The sequence below is a fragment of the Paraburkholderia aromaticivorans genome, from assembly GCF_012689525.1.
GTDB classification, from domain to species: domain Bacteria; phylum Pseudomonadota; class Gammaproteobacteria; order Burkholderiales; family Burkholderiaceae; genus Paraburkholderia; species Paraburkholderia aromaticivorans_A.
In genome coordinates, this window is record NZ_CP051516.1 from 1,164,219 (window position 1) to 1,182,056 (window position 17,838).

Genomic DNA, 17,838 nt, shown 5'->3' on the forward strand with positions numbered 1-17,838 from the left:
CGGACGAGCGGACAAGGCAGCGCGTCATTTTACGCCGGGGCGGCGCGGGCTGCAGGCGGCGCTCCGGCGTTGAATGAGGTGCCGGTTGCGCTTACAGATCCGGCGGCGGCGTTTTCGGCCGGAACTCGCACAGCGGCTCGATCACGCAATGCCAGCATTCAGGCCGGCGTGCCTTGCACACATAACGGCCGTGCAGGATCAACCAGTGGTGCGCGTCCTGCTTGAACTCGGCGGGCGTGAATTTCTCCAACGCCGCTTCGACCGCGCGAACGTCCTTGCCGGGCGCAAGACCAGTTCGATTCGCAACCCGAAAGATGTGCGTGTCGACCGCGATGGTCGGATGACCGAACGCCGTGTTCAGAATCACATTGGCCGTTTTCCGGCCGACGCCCGGCAGGCTTTCGAGCGCTTCGCGATCCTCGGGCACTTCGCCGCCGTACTGGTCGAGCAGAATGCGGCAAGTCGCGATGACGTTCTTCGCCTTGGTGCGATAGAGGCCGATGGTCTTGATGTAGCCGGTCACGCCTTCTTCGCCGAGATCAAAAACCTTCTGCGGCGTGTTCGCGACCGGGAACATCTTGCGCATGGCCTTGTTGACTGACACGTCGGTGGCCTGCGCCGACAGCAACACGGCGATCAGCAGTTCGAACGGAGTGGTGTACTCGAGTTCGGTTGTCGGATGAGGATTGAGACTCTGAAGCGTCTCGTAGATGGCGCGGCGTTTGTTCGCGTTCATGCTCGGCGTGACGATGCGGTTAGCGCTTATCGGACGACGTGCCGGTGTCGTCCGCGGCGAGGCCGAGACGGCGGCGGCGTGCTTCGGCGGCGTCGATCTGCGCCTGCACATCCGCGCTCACCCGTTCGGTGTTCAGCGGGCCTTGGCCCTTGACGGCCAGTTCTTCTTTCTTCTTGCGAGCACGTTCGAGCGCGGCCTGGATGATCGCGCGTTTCCTGGCTTCGGCGTCGTCCGCGGCGGGTGCAGCCGATGGCGCCGCGGCGTTGGCCGCAGTTGTTTCGGTAACCTGAGCAGTGGGAGCGCTGCCGGCGCGCCGCGCTGCAGCACGTGCTTCGGCAGCCTCGCGCTCGCGTGCGAGACGCGCTTCGCGCCGGTCATGGCGTGCGCGCGCGGCGTCGGCCTGAGCCTGGCTCCACGCGTCCCAACCGGTCGCTTCACCCGTGACCGGCGGCAAGGCGATGCAGTCGACGGGGCAGGGCGGCACGCACAGGTCGCAACCGGTGCAGCGTTCGACGATCACCGTATGCATCTGTTTCGGTGCGCCAACTATTGCATCGACCGGACAGGCCTGCATGCACAACGTGCAACCGATGCAAACTTGTTCGTCGATAACCGCCACCGGACGCGGCCGTTCGACGCCGTTGGCGGAATTGAGCGGAATCACCGGCTTGCCGAGCAACGCGGCGAGCCGCGCGATGCCTTCGGCGCCGCCCGGCGGGCACTGGTTGTAATTGGCCTCGCCGCTTGCGACGGCTTCGGCATAGGGACGGCATGCGGGGTAACCGCACTTGGTGCATTGCGTCTGGGGGAGCAGATCTTCGATGCGGTCTGCGAGTGTTCTGGTATCTGTCACGGTCACGGCGTGGGGCTCTGACGTGGGGCGCTGACTGGTGCTTTAGCTTGCGGCCGCACGGCTTGAACTAAATAGCACATTATCGCCGATTTCCCCAATTGCCATCCGCAATCCATGTGCCATAATCGAAGCGCTTTTTTCGAAAGACCGCAGAAGGGTATTCCCCCAACCAGCCCGTTCAGTGCTGTCGGTGCAAGGCCCGAGGAGAGGCCGGCGGCGCGATCCGGATAACGCGGCTCACGAAGACGATGCCACCATGAATCAGCCGAAAATCAAAAGAGATCCTGAAGGCACACGGCGCCGCATTCTGCTTGCGGCGGCCGAAGAGTTTGCAAATGGTGGGCTATTCGGCGCGCGCGTCGATCAGATCGCCCGCCGCGCAGAAACGAATGAGCGCATGCTTTATTACTACTTCGGTAGCAAGGAGCAGCTTTTTACCGCGGTACTCGAGCACGCGTTCAGCGCGCTCAACGAAGCGGAGCGCACGCTCGAACTCAATGGCATCGCCCCGGTCGAGGCCATCACGCGTCTCGCGCATTTTGTTTGGGATTACTACCGCGATCATCCCGAGTTGCTGCGTCTCATCAATAACGAGAATCTGCACGAAGCACGCTATATGCAGAAGTCGACGCGCATCCGCGAAATGATCTCGCCGATCGTCGCCACGCTCGGCGGCATTCTTGAGCGCGGTCAACGCGCGGGGCTGTTTCGCACCAACGTCGATCCGCTGCGCTTCTATGTCACGCTGTCCGGCATGGGCTACTACATCGTGTCGAACCGCTTCACGCTCGAAGCCACCCTCGGCCGCGATTTCAGCAGCGCGAGCGAGCGCAGTGAAGTCATTCAGATGAACACCGAGTTGCTGCTCGCCTATCTGTTGCGGAAGTAACCTCGCGTCACGCGCTGCGCACTGAGGCTTCGGGATCCTCATAAACGACAACGGCCTCCGAAGAGGCCGTTGTTTATCGACTATGCGTGCGAAGCTCAGGCTTCGACTTTTTCCTTCGCTACCTTCGGCGCCTTGTTGTGCTCGAGGATGAAGTCGCGCAACTGCGGGTAGATGATGGTGCGCCAGCGGCGTCCCGAGAAAATGCCGTAGTGCCCGCACTTTTCCGCGGTGAAGTGACGCTTGTTCTCTTCCGGAATGCCCGTGCACAGATCGTGTGCGGCATAGGTCTGGCCGTCGCCGGAGATATCGTCCAGTTCGCCTTCGATCGTGAAGAGTGCGGTCTTCGTGATGTCCTGCGGTTTCACCCGTTCGCCGGAAACGTCCCACGTGCCTTCGGCAAGGCTGAATTCCTGGAACACCACGCGGATCGTGTCGAGGTAATAGTCCGCGTCCATGTCGAGCACGGCGTTGTACTCGTCGTAGAAGCGGCGGTGCGCTTCCGCGTCGTCTTCGTCGCCGCGCAGCAGGCTCTGGTAGTAATCCCAGTGCGACGCAGCGTGACGTTCCGGATTCATGGCCACAAAACCGGTGTGCTGCAAAAAGCCCGGGTAAACCTTACGGCCCACGCCTGGATAGTTCGGCGGTACCGTGAAGATCACGTTGTTGTCGAACCACTCGTACGAGTGCTGCGTGGCGAGCGAGTTGACCGAAGTCGGGCTCTTGCGCGCGTCGATCGGGCCACCCATCATGGTCATGGTGCGCGGCGTGTCTTCGCCACGGCTCGCCAGCAGCGAGATGGCGGCGAGCACCGGCACGGTCGGCTGACACACCGAGATCACGTGCAGATTCTTCGCGCCGATGTGACGGATGAATTCCTGAATGTAGGCGACGTAGTCGTCCAGACGAAACTCGCCGGCTTCGAGCGGCACCATGCGTGCGTCGATCCAGTCGGTCAGGTACACCTTGTGGTCCTGGAGCAGCGTTTTCACGGTGTCGCGCAGCAGGGTGGCGTGGTGTCCTGACAACGGTGCGCACACCAGCACGATCGGCTCATCTTTCAATTGGATGACAGCGTCGCTGTCGTCCGCGAAACGCTTGAAGCGCATCAGGCGGCAAAACGGCTTCTCGATGATCGTCTGCTCAATAATCGGGATGTTATGACCGTCTTTGACAATCTGGTGAAGATTAAACTCAGGCTTTTCGTAATCTTTACCAAGCCGGTAGAGCAGTTCGTAACCGGCCGAAAGGCGCGTGGCGCCGGGCACGTAGGCCAGAGGGCTGGCGGGATTCGCGAAGGATTTCGACGCGGCCTGGGCCCAGGCAGTGAGGGGGCTCAACATCGCCCGCTGGAATTCGTGCAGTTGGTAGAGCATCGGTGCTCCGTTCTAAGCGGTTCGCATGGGGCTTCGCAAACACGCGTATAGCGCTGCGGCAGGCCATTCTGGTTGTGGGCACATTGTTTTTTCGGCCAACAGTCTAGTCGATCATATCGAACAACGTGTATTTGTGCAATGCAGCATTTTACGGGCGGCTAACCCGCAAAGTGTTATTAAATCATGCTACTGGCGATGTTGCCGCGCCGCTATCGGGGGTTGCAGCAGCATCAAGTTCCGTTACTCCGGTGCCGTTATGGGGCGGTTGCCCGGTCGCCTGCGCCATGGCCTGTTCATGTTTCATCAGGTTCAGGCCGGTGTGTACGAGCGCCACGTGCGAAAACGCCTGCGGAAAATTGCCGACGAGACGCTTCGCAGCGGGATCGTACTCCTCCGCGAGCAAACCGACATCGTTGCAGAGCGCGAGCAGCCGTTCGTACATCGCGATGGCTTCGTCGAGGCGGCCTTGCAGCGCCAGGTTGTCCACCATCCAGAACGAACACGCTAGAAACGTGCCTTCTCCCGGCGGCAGGCCGTCGTCGTATTCAGTCGTGCGATAGCGCATCACGAAGCCGTCGTGCATCAGGTCGCGTTCGATCGCCGCCACGGTGCCCTTGACGCGCGGATCGTTCGGCGGCAGGAAGGCGATCAGCGGCATCAGCAGCACGCTCGCATCGAGCTGGTCGGTGCCGTAGCACTGCGAGAACGCGTTGAGCGCGGGATTCCAGGCCTTCTCGCAGACTTCCGCGTGGATTTGCGCGCGGGTGGCGCGCCATTCGTCGAGCGGGCCGTCGAGCTTGAACATTTCCGCCGACTTGATGGCGCGGTCATAAGCGACCCACGCCATTACCTTCGAGAAGGTGAAATGCTGCCGGCCGCCGCGCGTTTCCCAGATGCCTTCGTCGGGCTCCTGCCAGATTGTGTCGAGATGGGAGAGCAACGCGCGCTGCACGTTCCACGCGGTGTCGTCCGCCTGCAGGCCGCCGACGCGCGCCAGATGCAGCGCGTTCATCACTTCGCCATAGACGTCGAGCTGGCGCTGGCCGACCGCGTTGTTGCCGATGCGCACCGGTTTCGCGTCCTGATAGCCCGGCAGCCAGTCGATTTCGAATTCGGGCAGACGCCGCTCGCCCGCAATGCCGTACATGATCTGCAACTGATCCGGCGCACCGGCCGTCACGCGGCCGAGCCAGGAGCGCCACGCGCGTGCTTCGTCGTAGTAGCCGCCGCGCATCATCGCGAGCAGCGTGATAGTGGCGTCGCGCAGCCAGCAGTAACGGTAGTCCCAGTTGCGCGTGCCGCCGAGCTGTTCCGGCAGTGAAGTAGTGGGCGCGGCGACGATGCCGCCGGTCGGTTCGTAAGCGAGCGCCTTCAGCGTGATCAGCGAACGGCGGATCGGTTCGGCCCAGCGTCCCTCGACCGTGCCGCGCGCCGACCATTCGAGCCAGTGATTCTCGGTTCGCGCAAGCGAGGTGTGCGGATCGCGCGCCGGCGGGATTCGCAGGTGCGAGGGTGCATAAGCAAGCGAGAACGGCACGCGCTCGCCTTCGCTGACGGTGAATTCGGCGACCGTCTTCATGTCTTCGCCACGCAGTTTGACCGGCGTGCGCAACACGGCGGTGTCCGGTCCGACGATCGCCTTGATGCCGCTGTCGTGTGTCAGGCGGTCGACCCACGGAACCGAGAAACCATAATCGAAGCGCAGCACCAGCTCCATCTTCATGGGCACCGTGCCGCGTCTGCCGACCACGAGCCGCACCATTTCCGACCAGCCATTACCCGGCGGCATGAAATCGATCAGCGTGACGGCGCCCTCGGGCGTCTCGAAGTCGGTTTCGAGGATCAGCGTTTCGCCGCGATAACGGCGGGTGATAGTCGGCGGCGTGTCCGAGACCGGCGAGATCAGCCAGCGGCCGTTGTCGGGCGTACCGAGCAGGGCGGCGAAACAGGCGCCGGAATCGAAGCGCGGCCAGCAGAGCCAGTCGACGGATCCATCGCGGGAGACGAGCGCGGCCGTGTGGCCGTCGCCGATGAGCGCATAGTCTTCGATGAGTGCGGGCATAGGGGAGCGAGTCAATGTTGCGTGCGGCGAGCGGTGCCGCGCGTGGTGTCGTTGAAATGTCGTTGCCTTTACCCGACTAGCGCGATGCGCTTTGGTTCATCACGCGACGCAAAAACGCGAGTTGGTAATTGTCAAATCAATGCCTACAATCAAATTTCATGCCGACGCCCGGAGCTTTCCGGATTATGAACCGGCCCCGCCCATGGCGCATACACACGCCGTTTCCGAGGACCAAAGCTATGCTGAACCCGTCGAAATCTGATTGCATCACGATTCTCTCGGCCGCCAGCGAACTTGCCGACGATTCAATGTTGCCGCTCGATCATGGCCGGCTAGGCCTGAGCCGCAATGGCCTGCTGACCGCCGCTGCGTTTCTGGTCGAACGGGCCTGCTTCCGGCGTTATCAGGCAGGCGACGGTCATTATGCCGTCGGTGCTCTGTCGCTGCAGGGACGGCTGCGCCTGGATCAGCTTTCGAACGGCTGACGGGCGCCGCTTCACGCACACCGGATGGTCGATGCGTCGCACTGAGCGCGAACTCATCACACTTCCGGCGAGGGTGCGCCGCTTCGCCGCGCCGTCCGTTTTTATCGCTTGCCTCAAAGCTTCACGGCCATCGGCGCGTGAAGCTTCAGCACGTCTTATGCCCTGCCTCGATGCAAGGTGCCGCCGGGCCGGCGCTGCGCCCGGTCGTGTTTCATGCTTGCGTAACCCTTGCGTAAGCGATTGCCGCCGCCGCTCAGAAGTGCGTCGACCCCACGCCGAAGATCCCAATGATGCCGATGATGATCAGATAGAGCGCGACGATGTAGTTCAACAGGCGCGGCATGATGAGAATCAGAATACCGGCGATCAACGAAACCAGCGGGCCCAGGCTGAGTGTGACGTTCATGAAGACTCCGTAGTGTGAGACGCGATTGAAAAAACGCCCCGTCAGGCGGGACAATTGCTACTCATGCTGCCGATTGCCGCCTGACCGGATGCCGGCCAACGGATTCGCTGCATGATCCGACACAACGCTTTTATACTTCTTTCGATAAGAACAGCGCTCGACCGATTGCGCGGCAGACCAGCGACACCATGACAACCGATTGAACCAGATAACCGATGTCCGAGGAGGTCATATGCTTCGTCGTCACCGAGCCGCCGCGATGCGTGCCGTTGCAGATTCCCACTTGCCTTCTGCTGCTGATTCCACTTCATGGCGCGTAACGCATGCTCCATTGCGCTCCGCCCGCTCGATAATAAAAGGTTTCGTGCTCATGGTCTCGATTGTTGCTTCGCATGCGTTTGCGCAAGACGCCGGCCCGGCTCCCGCCGACGGCGTCTATGACATGCTGGTCGGCACCTATACCGGCCCAAAGAGCGAAGGCCTGTACGTCTATCGCTTCGACACGAAGACGGGTGAAGCGACACGCGTCTCGGTCGCGCAGACGGTCAATCCGTCCTACCTCGTGGTAAGCCGCGACCGACGCTTCCTCTACGCGGTCAACGAAATGCCCGGCGACAACGGCCCGGCCACCCAGCGCGGCGGCATCAGCGCGTTTCGTTTCGACGCCGCCAGCGGCCAGTTGACGTTCCTCAACAAGGTCTCTTCGGACGGCAATGATCCGTGCTATCTGAGCCTGTCGCCGGACGGCAAATATCTGCTGACCGCGAACTACTCGGTGGCGGCCGATCCGGGCGGCAGCTTCGCGGTGTTTCCGTTGCAGGCCGACGGCCAGCTCGGCGCGTCGGTGCTCACGGTGCATCACGAAGGCGGCGGTCCGGTGAAGGGCCGTCAGGACAACTCGCACGTTCACTCCACCGTGTTCTCGCCGGACGGCCACTATCTGTTCGCGCAGGATCTCGGCGCGGACAAGCTGTACTCGTACCGCTACACGCCTGACGGCAGCCGCGGCCTGTTCGGCCCGACCGACTGGCGCTACAACCAGGAGAAAGCCGGCTCGGGTCCGCGCCATCTGGTGTTCGGCGCCGAGGGCAAACATGCGTATCTGACAAGCGAAATGGCCGCCACGGTCAGTACGTTCAACTACAACGACGGCAAGCTTACGCAGGTGCAAACGCTGCCGCTGACCGAGCCTGGCTTCAAGGGCGCGGTGGGCGCGGCGGCGATTCATCTGTCGCCGGACGGGCGCTTTCTGTATGCGACCAATCGCGGCGACGCGAACGACATCGTGATCTTTTCGGTCGATCCCACCAACGGGCACCTGAAGAAGGTCGGTCATCAATCGAGCATGGGCAAGTCGCCGCGTGAATTCGCGATCGACCCGACCGGCAACTGGTTGATCGTCGGCAATCAGAATAGCGATACCGTGTATGTGTTCAAGCGCGATCAGCAGAGCGGTTTGCTCGAAGCGAATCCGAAGCGGTTCGAGATCGGCTCGCCGGTGGATTTCAAGCTGGTCTCGCCGTCGTAACAGGAGATTGCCGGCGATGTGCGACGCGCGATGCAAGACGAGGCGCGCGATGTGATGGCGCCGCGCGCCGGATGAAAAACGGGCCGCTTCTATGCAGCGGCCCGTTGTTTTGCGGCTAGGTTTTTGCGCTTGAGACTTGCGCGTGGAGAGCGCCGGCAATCATCGGGACTCACCGCCGCTCACCACCACCGCTCCCTGTTCATTCCGCCGGCCCGGGCGCGAGCACTTCGCGGCTGCCGTTGATGCCCATCGCCGATACGAGGCCCGCGGTTTCCATCTGCTCGACGAGCCGCGCCGCGCGGTTATAACCGATGCGCAACTGCCGCTGCACCGACGAGATCGACGCGCGCCGCGTGCGCACCACGAAGGCGACCGCTTCGTCGTAGAGCGGATCGGCTTCCGCATCCGGCGATTCGCCGAACAGGTCCTGCGCCGCGCCGCCGTCGGTGGCCGGGCCGTCGAGAATGCCTTCCTCGTACTGCGGCTCGCCGAACTGCTTCAGATACTCGACGATCCGATGCACTTCCTCGTCGGCGACGAACGCGCCGTGCACGCGTTGCGGATAGCCCGTGCCGGGCGGCAGGAACAGCATGTCGCCCTGGCCGAGCAGCGACTCGGCGCCCATCTGATCGAGAATCGTGCGCGAGTCGATCTTCGACGACACCTGGAACGCCACGCGCGTCGGAATGTTCGCCTTGATGAGGCCGGTGATCACGTCCACCGAAGGACGCTGCGTCGCCAGAATCAGATGGATGCCGGCGGCGCGCGCTTTCTGCGCGAGGCGCGCGATCAGTTCTTCGATCTTCTTGCCGGCCACCATCATCAGGTCGGCGAGTTCGTCGATCACGACCACGATCAGCGGCAGCGGCGCGAGCGGTTCGGGCGCTTCCGGCGTCAGCGAGAACGGGTTGCCGAGCTTCTTGCCCTTGGCTTCGGTGTCGCGGATTTTCTGGTTGAAGCCGGGCAGGTTGCGCACGCCGACCGCGGACATCAGGCGATAGCGCTTTTCCATTTCGCCGACACACCAGTTGAGCGCGTTGGCCGCCAGCTTCATGTCGGTGACGACGGGCGCAAGCAGATGCGGAATGCCTTCGTAGACCGACAGTTCCAGCATCTTCGGGTCGATCATGATGAGGCGGACTTCTTCGGGCGTCGCCTTGTAGAGCAGTGAGCAGATCATCGCGTTGATCGCCACCGACTTGCCCGAACCGGTCGTGCCGGCGACCAGCATGTGCGGCGCCTTCGCCAGATCGGCGACCACCGGATGGCCGGTGATGTCCTTGCCCATGGCGAGCGTCAATTGCGAATGCGAGTTCTGATAGACGCTGGCTTCGAGGATTTCGGACAGGCGGATGGTCTGGCGCTTGGCGTTCGGCAATTCAAGGCCCATGCAGGTCTTGCCGGGAATCGTCTCGACCACGCGGATGGACGTGAGCCCGAGGCCGCGCGACAGATCCTTCATCAGGCCGACGATCTGACTGCCGCGCACGCCGAGCGCCGGCTCGACTTCGAAGCGCGTGATGACCGGGCCGGCCGACGCGCCGACGACGGTGACCGGCACCTTGAATTCCTGCAGACGCTGTTCGATCAGCAGGCCGGTTTCGATGAGCTTTTCTTCGGAGACCGGTTCGACGTCGATGTCTGCGGGCGCAAGCAGATCGAGCGTGGGCAATTCGACCATCGATGCCGCGGGCGCGCGGAACTCGAAGCCGTTGGCGGGGCTGTGGCCGCGCAGGGGTGGGCGTGGTTGGGGGGCGGGTTCGGTGGGCTCTGTGGGTTCTGCGGCCTCCGCGGATGGGGCCGAGGTTGTGAATGGTGCCGCGAGCGGTGCCGATGTTGCCGACGCTAGCGGTGGGATGGCGGCTTCGTTCGGCCGTTCTTCAACGGCGAAAGATTCGTCGTCAGCGACATCAGATGTCACGGGCGCAGTCTGAACCGCGAAGCCCGGAAAGCGAACCACGTTCGATGTTTGCTGCGCGAGGTTTTGCGGCGGCATCGCGGTGGGCAGGTTCGAAGCGTGCGCGTTAGCCGACGAGTCCGAGGTATGCGGTGTGATGCTTTGCGGCACCACTGCGGTGGTTATGTTCGCCGCGTGCGCGGTGGCCGACGTCTCCGAGACGTGCGGCGCGACATGCTGCGGCGGCATTGCGGCGGTCATGTTTGCAGCGTGCGCGGCGGTCGACGAGTCCGATGCTTCAGATGCGTCCGACAGGGCAGGGACGTTCACCGTTTCGGTTTCGACGGGCGTGACGGACTCGCCAGCGTGCGCGATGCTCAGCGATGGCGTGGCGTCATGCATCGGGCCGGCTCCGCTCGACACGACGACGCGGCCGACAGCCGGCGCACTCGATGACGAAGCCGCGTGTTGCGCCAGCACCGCATCGAGTTCGGCTTCCCAAGGCGCGAGCGTTTTGTCGATCACGACTTCAGCAGCCGACGCAGGCGCGGCGGGTTGCGGCTCGACAAACGGTGCGGGTTCTTCCACGTGTTCGGCAATTGCTGGCGCAGTGGTCTGCTCGGCGACGCGCGATGCGATGACTTCCGAATGGTGCGCAGGCTGGCTGAGCGCGTGTGCCTTTTCAACGCTCGGGCTCGCGTGATGGTCGGCGTGAGTTGTCGATGCCGTCGAGTCGTCTTCGAACGGCGGTTCATCCTCGTGCGCTTCGCTTGCTTGCAACTGCGCAGCGAAAACCTGGAACGGCGTCGGCGTGGCGGCCGGCGGCACATACTGCGATGCAGGTGCAGGTGCAGGTGCAGGTGCAGGTGCAGGTGCAGGTGCAGATGCAGGTGCAGGTGCAGGTGCAGGTGCAGGCGTAGCAACCGGCGCGTGCTTAACCGCTGGCGCCGCCGTCAACGGCGGTTGAATAATCGGCGGCTCGATCGGCCACTGCACGACAGGCTCGTGGCTGACTTCGGGCGGCAGTTCGAACGCCGCTTTTATGCGCGGCGCATCGGTGGGCGCTTTTGTCGCGTGATCAACCGGCGCGTTGTCGGCAACTTCCAGCGATGGTCCATGCGCATCCGGCGTCAAAGCCGGTTCGGCCGCATCCGCTTGCGGCACATCCACACTCGACTGCTCAGGCTCGAACGACGGCGCCGCGTTCGGCGCACTCGTCACCTTTGCGTTTTCCGAGCCGGTACTGCGTGCAAGGCTGACACCCGCAAGATCGGTCCAGCGTGCGGCGTTTTCCGCGATGCTGCGAAGTGTCTCCTGGACGCTGGCAGGCGGCGTGACTTTCTGCGTCGCCGGCATCGGCCGCGTGTAGCTCGGTGCCGGACGGCTCGCTGCTCGCGTCGGCGTGATGTCGTTCGAATGCGGGGCAGGCGAGAAAGCTTGCCGGGGCGCTGGCGTGCGATTGACGGAGGCTGCCGGGACCGCGGTGCCTTGGGCCATCGTCGAAGGACGGCCCGCGCCACTCGTTGCATTTCCAACTAAACCCGCGGCCGCATGAGGGCTCGCGCTGGCCGACACGGCACGCGCCGTCGCCGTGGTGTGCGCGGCAGCCTGAGTCACCTTAGCCGCTGCACCCGCAGCGAAAGCGCCCCCGGCCACCAAACCCGCGCCGGCTCCCGCCGACCCCGCCGGCCGCTGCTCGCCGGCCGAACGACGTCCAACCTGCGATGCGCCAACGCGAGTGGAAGCACCAGAAGCACCAGAAGCACCAGACACCCTCGACCCTGCTGCCGAACCGGAGATTGATCCCGCCATCGATCCCGCTGCCGGCGCAGCCGCGCGCGGCCCGGACTCGCGCAACCAGCCGGCCGGCGCAACGGGCTCCGCCGGCATCCACGCGGCTTTGTCTGTTTTGAGAGGTTGCGTCTGCATCGGCACATGCCTCTGCGGTGTCGTCGCGGCGCCCGTGCGCAGCACCGGCTCGGCCTGCGTCGCGTGGGTTCTCGGCGTGACCGTGCCCGCGCGCCAGCTCGCCGCAGCGCCACGCGCCGCCGCATCCTTGCCCGCCACGCTTGCCGCAGCGCCAGCCGCGGCCGCATCGCGTCCACGCGCCGGCGGACGCCAGACCGTCGGGCGCGCATAACGACCATTGGTTTTAGGCGCCATCGTATTGGTGGCCGGCGAAACATGCGACGGCAAACCATCATCGACGCTGCGATGACGGCGCGCTTCCTCGTCGCGTTTGGCGAGGCCACGCGACAGGCCGAGGCCGAACGCGCCGTCCGCCCAGGCGGCGAAATCGCGCCAGCGGAAGTCGATCAGCCACGGCAGGCTGATGAAAAGCAGCGCGAGCGCCGCCAGGGGCGTGCCGATATGCCCGAGCAGATGGCCGAAGCCCGTGGCCAGCACATGGCCGAAGCCGTTCACGCCGGCCACGCCGATCAGCGACGCCTCGAGTGTGCAGCTCGCCACCAGCACGCAGACGAAGCCGAGCCACAGCCGGATCGTGCCGGGGCCGCGCAGACCCGCGCCGCCCGGCAGAGCCGACTTCACGAGACGCCACAAAAGAGGAATGAACCAGACGGCTGACCCGCCGAACCAGCCGAAAACTACCGTGTGCATACTAGACATCAACGAATGACGGACGCGCAAAAACGCAATCCGTCGAGTTTAAACCGGCGAAGCCCGATGCTTCGAAGGCAGACGCAAGTATGCTTGCGTCCAATTGGAAAACAGACCGGCGCGCGGCCTGCCGTCGGTGAAAAACAACGGCTGTCGGAACAGCCTTCACCCGTCATGCAGACCGTCCGGATCGCGACGCTGCGCTTTGCAGCCCGCGTCGCTGATTAGCGCGCCAGGGCATCGAAGGGACGATCCGCGGCTCGTTCATTTCGTGCTGCTGTCGAAGGTCAGCGTGTCGCCGTTGTCGAGCACCAGTTGCATCTGCTGCGGCGCGCGCATCTGCACGCCGGTGCGGTCGATGTGCGCGAGCGCATTGAGATACGCGCCTTCGATCTGTCCGCCCGGCGTCATGCACGCCATGCGCGTGCCGCCCAGCGTGCCGAAGCTCAGCTTGCCGTCTTTCAGCGCATATGAGCCCATATAGCGGTTGCAGCCGGAAAAGCCGCTGGCGTGGCGTTGGCCGGTCGAGGCGGAGAGCGTCAGCGTGATCGGCGTGCCCTGGTCGGCGGCCGGGATCGCGCGCGCCGTGCCGTCGGCCTGTTTCCAGGCGCTCAGCACCCAACTGGTGTCGTCGAGCAGTTGCGCGGCGGCGGGATTGAATGGATCGGGCGCGGCGGCTTCCGCGTCGGGATGTTTCGGGATCGCACAGGCGCTCAACAGCGCGGCGACGCTCAACGCGGCGAGGGCGGTGCGCAGATACGGGGTGAAGCGCGCAACACGTCGCGCGGAGGAGCTTTGGAGCATGGCGTCGTTCCTCTTCAAACTGGCGAAGGCGTAAGGGTAACGCACTAAGCTCGCCGCACGCGAGAGCAAAGGCACGCGAAAGCGCTGATTCGGAGCGCCGCGGCGCCCTTGCGCGCCGCCTTCGTGCCACGCCGTTGCCCTTCACGCGCGAATCATGGTGCGGCCGCCGCGAGCAAGGCGCGGCGAGGGGCCCGCATGTTAACATCGTGCTCTATCCAATCCCACCCTCATCCGACTTTTATCTGGAGACCTCATGCAGATCGGCCAACGGATCGGCACGCCCCTTTCTGAATCCGCCACGCGCGTCATGCTGCTCGGCGCCGGCGAGCTCGGCAAGGAAGTGATCATCGCGCTGCAGCGGCTGGGCGTCGAAGTGATCGCCGTCGACCGTTATCCGAATGCGCCGGGCCACCAGGTGGCGCACCGCGCGCACGTGATCGACATGACCGACCGCGCCGCGTTGCGCGCGTTGGTCGAACAGGAGCGGCCGCATCTGATCGTCCCCGAGATCGAAGCGATCGCCACCGACGCGCTCGCCGCCATCGAAAGCGACGGTCTCGCCGAAGTGATCCCGACCGCGCGCGCCACGCAGCTCACCATGAACCGCGAAGGCATCCGCCGCCTCGCCGCTGAGGAACTCGGCTTGCCGACCTCGCCGTACGCATTTGCCGATTCGCTCGACGAACTGCGCGCGGGCATCGCCAAAGTCGGCTATCCGTGCGTGTTGAAGCCGGTCATGTCGTCGTCGGGCAAAGGGCAGTCGGTGCTCCGCAGCGACGCGGACGTCGAACCCGCATGGCAATACGCGCTGGCTGGCGGCCGCGTGAATCATGGCCGCGTGATCGTCGAAGGCTTTATCGACTTCGAGTACGAAATCACCCAGTTGACCGTACGCGCCATCGACCCGGCGAGCGGTGAAGTCAGCACGTATTTCTGCGACCCGATCGGCCACGTGCAGGTGGCGGGCGACTACGTCGAATCGTGGCAGCCGCAGCCCATGAGCACGCTCGCGCTCGAACGTTCGCGCGAGGTTGCGCACAAGGTGACGGCCGCGCTCGGCGGGCGAGGTCTCTTTGGCGTGGAACTTTTCGTGCGCGGCGATGACGTATGGTTTTCGGAAGTGAGTCCGCGTCCGCACGACACGGGTCTCGTCACGCTGTGCTCGCAGCGCTTTTCGGAATTCGAATTGCACGCGCGCGCGATCCTCGGTTTGCCGGTGGATACGTCGCTGCGGGCGCCGGGTGCGTCTGCGGTGATTTATGGCGGGCTCGACGAAACGGGGATTGCGTTCGAGGGCGTCGCCGCGGCGTTGGCGGTGCCGAACGCGGACCTGCGTTTGTTCGGCAAGCCGGAGAGTTTCGTCAAGCGCCGCATGGGCGTGGCGCTCGCCACCGGCGAGAATACCGACGAAGCACGTTCGCGCGCGAAGCAGGCCGCGGCTGCGGTGCGGCCGGTGTCGGCGAAGTAAGTGACGGCGCAACGCACCGCGAATCGTAGCTGTAGCCGCAGCGATTCGCCGTGCGCCGCCCGACCCGCGTGCCCGGCACCATCGCCGCGCGCGCAATCTGGATGATTGGGCTCGTCGAGCTCATCGGAGTAGAGGTACGTATGGCGCTGGAAATCCGCGACACCACGCGGCGCAGTTGGACTGGCCGTCTCGGCGCACTCGGCGTGCTGCTCGCGCTGTGCGCCGGGTTGACGGGATGCGGCCTCGCGGCTGCGCCGTGCCGGGTCGCGTCGGCAGGCTTGAAGATCGTGCCGCTGGTCGGGCATGTCGCCGCCGCGCCGACCGACGCGTGCGCCGACGTGATCGATCCATAACCGATCCGTCGTCCGTCTTTTCGCGGCACCCTTAGGCGCAATGTGCCCCGGCGCGCCGCCCCTTTTCGATTTGCCGCAACGATCGAGGCATCTCATGAAGAAATGGCTTGTTGCAGTCACCACGGCGGCGGGTCTCGCGGCGCTATACGGCCAGGCGTGGGCCGCGCCGTTGCAGTTCTCCGAGATTCAGACCAAAAACCGTCAGACGCACAAATACACCTGTGCGACCGGCAAGATCCTGCACGTCACTTACTGGAACACGGCGAACGGCCAAAGCTTCGCGCTCGTGCCGGTGAAGGGCAAGCAACTGCTGTTCGTCAACACGCTGTCGGCGTCCGGCGCGAAATATCAGGCCGGCAGCTACACGTGGTGGACCAAGGGCCCGCGCGCTGACCTGTATGACGCAATGGCCGGCGAAAACGCGCCACCCATGCTCTCCGACTGCATCACTATCAATCGCTGAGTGCGATGCGGCGGTTTTCCTTCCCATGCCGCGGCTTGCCTTGTCCGCATTGCCCGCCAGCGCACACCGTTTCCATTCGAGTAGTAAGCTGTGCCGCATGGCATTGCCGCCGTGCCGCCGCATCATGCCATCGTAGTCACGCCGGGCACTGTCGGCGTGGTCGGCGTCGTTTTCGATCGTCCGTTTCCGGGCCCCAGCGATGGGGTCGCGGCCCGCGTCCGTATCATCAAGCGAGACCCTCAATGAAAGCATCGGACCTGTTCGTCAAATCGCTGGAAGCCGAAGGTGTCGAGTACGTGTTCGGCATTCCCGGTGAAGAAAATCTCGATCTGCTCGAATCGCTGCGCCGCTCGAAAATCCGTCTGATCCTCACGCGTCACGAACAGGCGGCCGGTTTCATGGCCGCCACGTACGGCCGTCTCACCGGTCGCACCGGCGTGTGTCTGGCCACCCTCGGGCCGGGCGCGACCAACTTCGTGACCGCCGCGGCGTACTCGCAACTCGGCGGCATGCCGATGCTGATGGTCACCGGGCAAAAGCCGATCAAGTCGAGCAAGCAGGGGCATTTCCAGATCGTCGACGTGGTGCGCATGATGGAGCCGCTCACCAAGTACACACGCCAGATCGTGTCGATCGCCAATATTCCGGCGATGGTGCGCGAGGCGGTTCGTCAGGCGGAAGAAGAGCGGCCGGGCGCCACGCACCTCGAATTGCCCGAAGACGTCGCACATGAAGAGGGCGACGGCAAGCCGATTCCGAAGAGCTTCAGCCGCCGTCCCGTCGCCGAGGAAAAAGCCGTGGCGCGCGCGGTCGAGGCGATCACCAGCGCGAAGCATCCGCTCTTGATGATCGGCGCGGGCGGCAATCGCAAGACCACCACCAAGATGCTGCGCGAATTCGTCGACCAGATCGGCATTCCGTTCTTCACGACGCAGATGGGCAAAGGCGTGATCGACGAATCGCATCCCATGTGGCTCGGCAACGCGACGCTCTCCGATGGCGACTTCGTGCACCGCGCGATCGACCACGCGGACTGCATCATCAATGTCGGTCACGACGTGATCGAGAAGCCGCCGTTTTTCATGCGCAGCGGCGACGCGGGCGAGAAAACGGTGATTCACGTCAATTTCCTCGGCGCGGAAGTCGATACCGTGTACTTCCCGCAGATCGAAGTGGTCGGCGATATCGCGAACGCGGTGTGGCAACTCAAGGAAAGTCTCAAGGAGCGCCAGAAGCATTGGGACTTCACGCGCTTCAAGGAGATCAAGGAGCACTTCGAGGCGCATCTGGCCAAAGGCCAGCACGACGACCGTTTTCCCATGTATCCGGTGCGCGTCGTCAACGACGTGTACGAGACCACGCCGGTCGACGGCATCGTGTGTCTGGACAACGGCATGTACAAGATCTGGTTCGCCCGCTATTACCGCGCGCACGAACCGAATTCGCTGCTGCTCGACAACGCGCTGGCGTCGATGGGCGCGGGGTTGCCGTCCGCGATCGCCACCAAGATCGTGCACCCGGACCGCAAGGTCATGGCCGTGTGCGGCGACGGCGGCTTCATGATGAATTCGCAGGAACTCGAAACGGCGGTGCGTCTAAAGCTGGATCTGGTGGTGCTGATTGTGCGCGACGACGCGTTTGGCATGATCCGCTGGAAGCAGGAAAACATGAACTTCCCGGACTACGGCATGACGCTGAGCAATCCGGATTTCGTCGATTACGCGAACAGCTACGGGGCAAAAGGGCACCGCGTCGAATCGGCGGCGGAATTCGCGCCGTTGCTGCGCGAATGTTTCACGACGCCCGGCGTGCATGTGATCGATCTGCCGATCGACTATTCGGACAACGAGCGCGTGCTGAATCGGGAAATCAAGCGGCTTTCGGCGCAACTGTAACGGCGGG

General features: G+C 64.0%; 14 protein-coding genes. 7 read left to right on the forward strand and 7 right to left on the reverse strand.

Going from position 1 to position 17,838, the window contains the following annotated elements; genetic code table 11:
- Window positions 1–91: 91 nt before the first annotated feature.
- Window positions 92–736: an endonuclease III gene (nth, locus tag HF916_RS33185; protein WP_168793074.1), complete on the reverse strand. Its 645-nt coding sequence runs from the start codon at window positions 734–736 to the stop codon at window positions 92–94.
- A gap of 19 nt (window positions 737–755) precedes the next feature.
- On the reverse strand, window positions 756–1,589 hold the full coding sequence (gene rsxB / locus HF916_RS33190; protein WP_168795732.1) for an electron transport complex subunit RsxB: 834 nt from the start codon (window positions 1,587–1,589) through the stop codon (window positions 756–758).
- Window positions 1,590–1,845: 256 nt separating this feature from the next.
- Here rsxB and HF916_RS33195 point away from each other — a divergent pair, with 256 nt between their 5' ends.
- Window positions 1,846–2,478, forward strand: coding sequence for a TetR/AcrR family transcriptional regulator (locus HF916_RS33195; RefSeq protein WP_012432273.1), 633 nt, complete (start codon window positions 1,846–1,848; stop codon window positions 2,476–2,478).
- A 95-nt stretch (window positions 2,479–2,573) separates the two neighbouring features.
- On the opposite strand, the gene HF916_RS33200 is transcribed toward HF916_RS33195, so the two are convergent.
- Window positions 2,574–3,851: a polyhydroxyalkanoate depolymerase gene (locus tag HF916_RS33200; RefSeq protein ID WP_168793075.1), complete on the reverse strand. Its 1,278-nt coding sequence runs from the start codon at window positions 3,849–3,851 to the stop codon at window positions 2,574–2,576.
- 181 nt (window positions 3,852–4,032) lie between these two features.
- Window positions 4,033–5,913, reverse strand: coding sequence for a glycoside hydrolase family 15 protein (locus HF916_RS33205; protein ID WP_168793076.1), 1,881 nt, complete (start codon window positions 5,911–5,913; stop codon window positions 4,033–4,035).
- 239 nt (window positions 5,914–6,152) lie between these two features.
- Here HF916_RS33205 and HF916_RS33210 point away from each other — a divergent pair, with 239 nt between their 5' ends.
- Window positions 6,153–6,398, forward strand: coding sequence for a hypothetical protein (locus tag HF916_RS33210; RefSeq protein ID WP_012432276.1), 246 nt, complete (start codon window positions 6,153–6,155; stop codon window positions 6,396–6,398).
- Window positions 6,399–6,651: 253 nt separating this feature from the next.
- On the opposite strand, the gene HF916_RS33215 is transcribed toward HF916_RS33210, so the two are convergent.
- The gene (locus HF916_RS33215; RefSeq protein WP_168793077.1) at window positions 6,652–6,804 is read right to left on the reverse strand and encodes a DUF3096 domain-containing protein; all 153 of its coding nucleotides are present in this window, start codon (window positions 6,802–6,804) and stop codon (window positions 6,652–6,654) included.
- A 232-nt stretch (window positions 6,805–7,036) separates the two neighbouring features.
- Between HF916_RS33215 and HF916_RS33225 the strand changes: the two genes are divergently transcribed.
- The gene (locus HF916_RS33225; protein ID WP_168793078.1) at window positions 7,037–8,332 is read left to right on the forward strand and encodes a lactonase family protein; all 1,296 of its coding nucleotides are present in this window, start codon (window positions 7,037–7,039) and stop codon (window positions 8,330–8,332) included.
- 199 nt (window positions 8,333–8,531) lie between these two features.
- Here the strand turns inward: HF916_RS33225 and HF916_RS33230 are convergent, their stop codons facing one another.
- Both HF916_RS33230 and HF916_RS33235 read right to left on the reverse strand, forming a co-directional pair.
- On the reverse strand, window positions 8,532–12,848 hold the full coding sequence (locus HF916_RS33230; protein WP_168793079.1) for an FtsK/SpoIIIE family DNA translocase: 4,317 nt from the start codon (window positions 12,846–12,848) through the stop codon (window positions 8,532–8,534).
- A gap of 264 nt (window positions 12,849–13,112) precedes the next feature.
- Complete coding sequence (locus HF916_RS33235) at window positions 13,113–13,652, reverse strand: META domain-containing protein (protein WP_168793080.1); 540 nt, start codon at window positions 13,650–13,652, stop codon at window positions 13,113–13,115.
- 253 nt (window positions 13,653–13,905) lie between these two features.
- Between HF916_RS33235 and purT the strand changes: the two genes are divergently transcribed.
- The 4 genes from purT (at window position 13,906) to HF916_RS33255 (ending at window position 17,831) form a co-directional block, all read left to right on the forward strand.
- Window positions 13,906–15,120: a formate-dependent phosphoribosylglycinamide formyltransferase gene (gene purT / locus HF916_RS33240; RefSeq protein ID WP_168793081.1), complete on the forward strand. Its 1,215-nt coding sequence runs from the start codon at window positions 13,906–13,908 to the stop codon at window positions 15,118–15,120.
- A 140-nt stretch (window positions 15,121–15,260) separates the two neighbouring features.
- Entirely contained in the window at window positions 15,261–15,473 is a 213-nt protein-coding gene (locus HF916_RS33245) for a DUF6726 family protein (RefSeq protein ID WP_168795733.1), read from the forward strand.
- A 94-nt stretch (window positions 15,474–15,567) separates the two neighbouring features.
- The gene (locus HF916_RS33250; protein ID WP_168793082.1) at window positions 15,568–15,936 is read left to right on the forward strand and encodes an MliC family protein; all 369 of its coding nucleotides are present in this window, start codon (window positions 15,568–15,570) and stop codon (window positions 15,934–15,936) included.
- Window positions 15,937–16,178: 242 nt separating this feature from the next.
- Complete coding sequence (locus tag HF916_RS33255) at window positions 16,179–17,831, forward strand: acetolactate synthase large subunit (RefSeq protein ID WP_168793083.1); 1,653 nt, start codon at window positions 16,179–16,181, stop codon at window positions 17,829–17,831.
- Window positions 17,832–17,838: the final 7 nt, after the last annotated feature.

Coding starts and splice junctions, on each gene's coding strand:
- HF916_RS33195 (WP_012432273.1), top strand. CDS start 1,846: ATGAATCAGCCGAAAATCAAAAGAGATCCTGAAGGCACACGGCGCCGC.
- HF916_RS33205 (WP_168793076.1), bottom strand. CDS start 5,913: ATGCCCGCACTCATCGAAGACTATGCGCTCATCGGCGACGGCCACACG.
- HF916_RS33215 (WP_168793077.1), bottom strand. CDS start 6,804: ATGAACGTCACACTCAGCCTGGGCCCGCTGGTTTCGTTGATCGCCGGT.
- HF916_RS33255 (WP_168793083.1), top strand. CDS start 16,179: ATGAAAGCATCGGACCTGTTCGTCAAATCGCTGGAAGCCGAAGGTGTC.
- HF916_RS33230 (WP_168793079.1), bottom strand. CDS start 12,848: ATGCACACGGTAGTTTTCGGCTGGTTCGGCGGGTCAGCCGTCTGGTTC.
- HF916_RS33200 (WP_168793075.1), bottom strand. CDS start 3,851: ATGCTCTACCAACTGCACGAATTCCAGCGGGCGATGTTGAGCCCCCTC.
- HF916_RS33235 (WP_168793080.1), bottom strand. CDS start 13,652: ATGCTCCAAAGCTCCTCCGCGCGACGTGTTGCGCGCTTCACCCCGTAT.
- nth (WP_168793074.1), bottom strand. CDS start 736: ATGAACGCGAACAAACGCCGCGCCATCTACGAGACGCTTCAGAGTCTC.
- HF916_RS33210 (WP_012432276.1), top strand. CDS start 6,153: ATGCTGAACCCGTCGAAATCTGATTGCATCACGATTCTCTCGGCCGCC.
- HF916_RS33245 (WP_168795733.1), top strand. CDS start 15,261: ATGGCGCTGGAAATCCGCGACACCACGCGGCGCAGTTGGACTGGCCGT.
- HF916_RS33250 (WP_168793082.1), top strand. CDS start 15,568: ATGAAGAAATGGCTTGTTGCAGTCACCACGGCGGCGGGTCTCGCGGCG.
- purT (WP_168793081.1), top strand. CDS start 13,906: ATGCAGATCGGCCAACGGATCGGCACGCCCCTTTCTGAATCCGCCACG.
- HF916_RS33225 (WP_168793078.1), top strand. CDS start 7,037: ATGCTTCGTCGTCACCGAGCCGCCGCGATGCGTGCCGTTGCAGATTCC.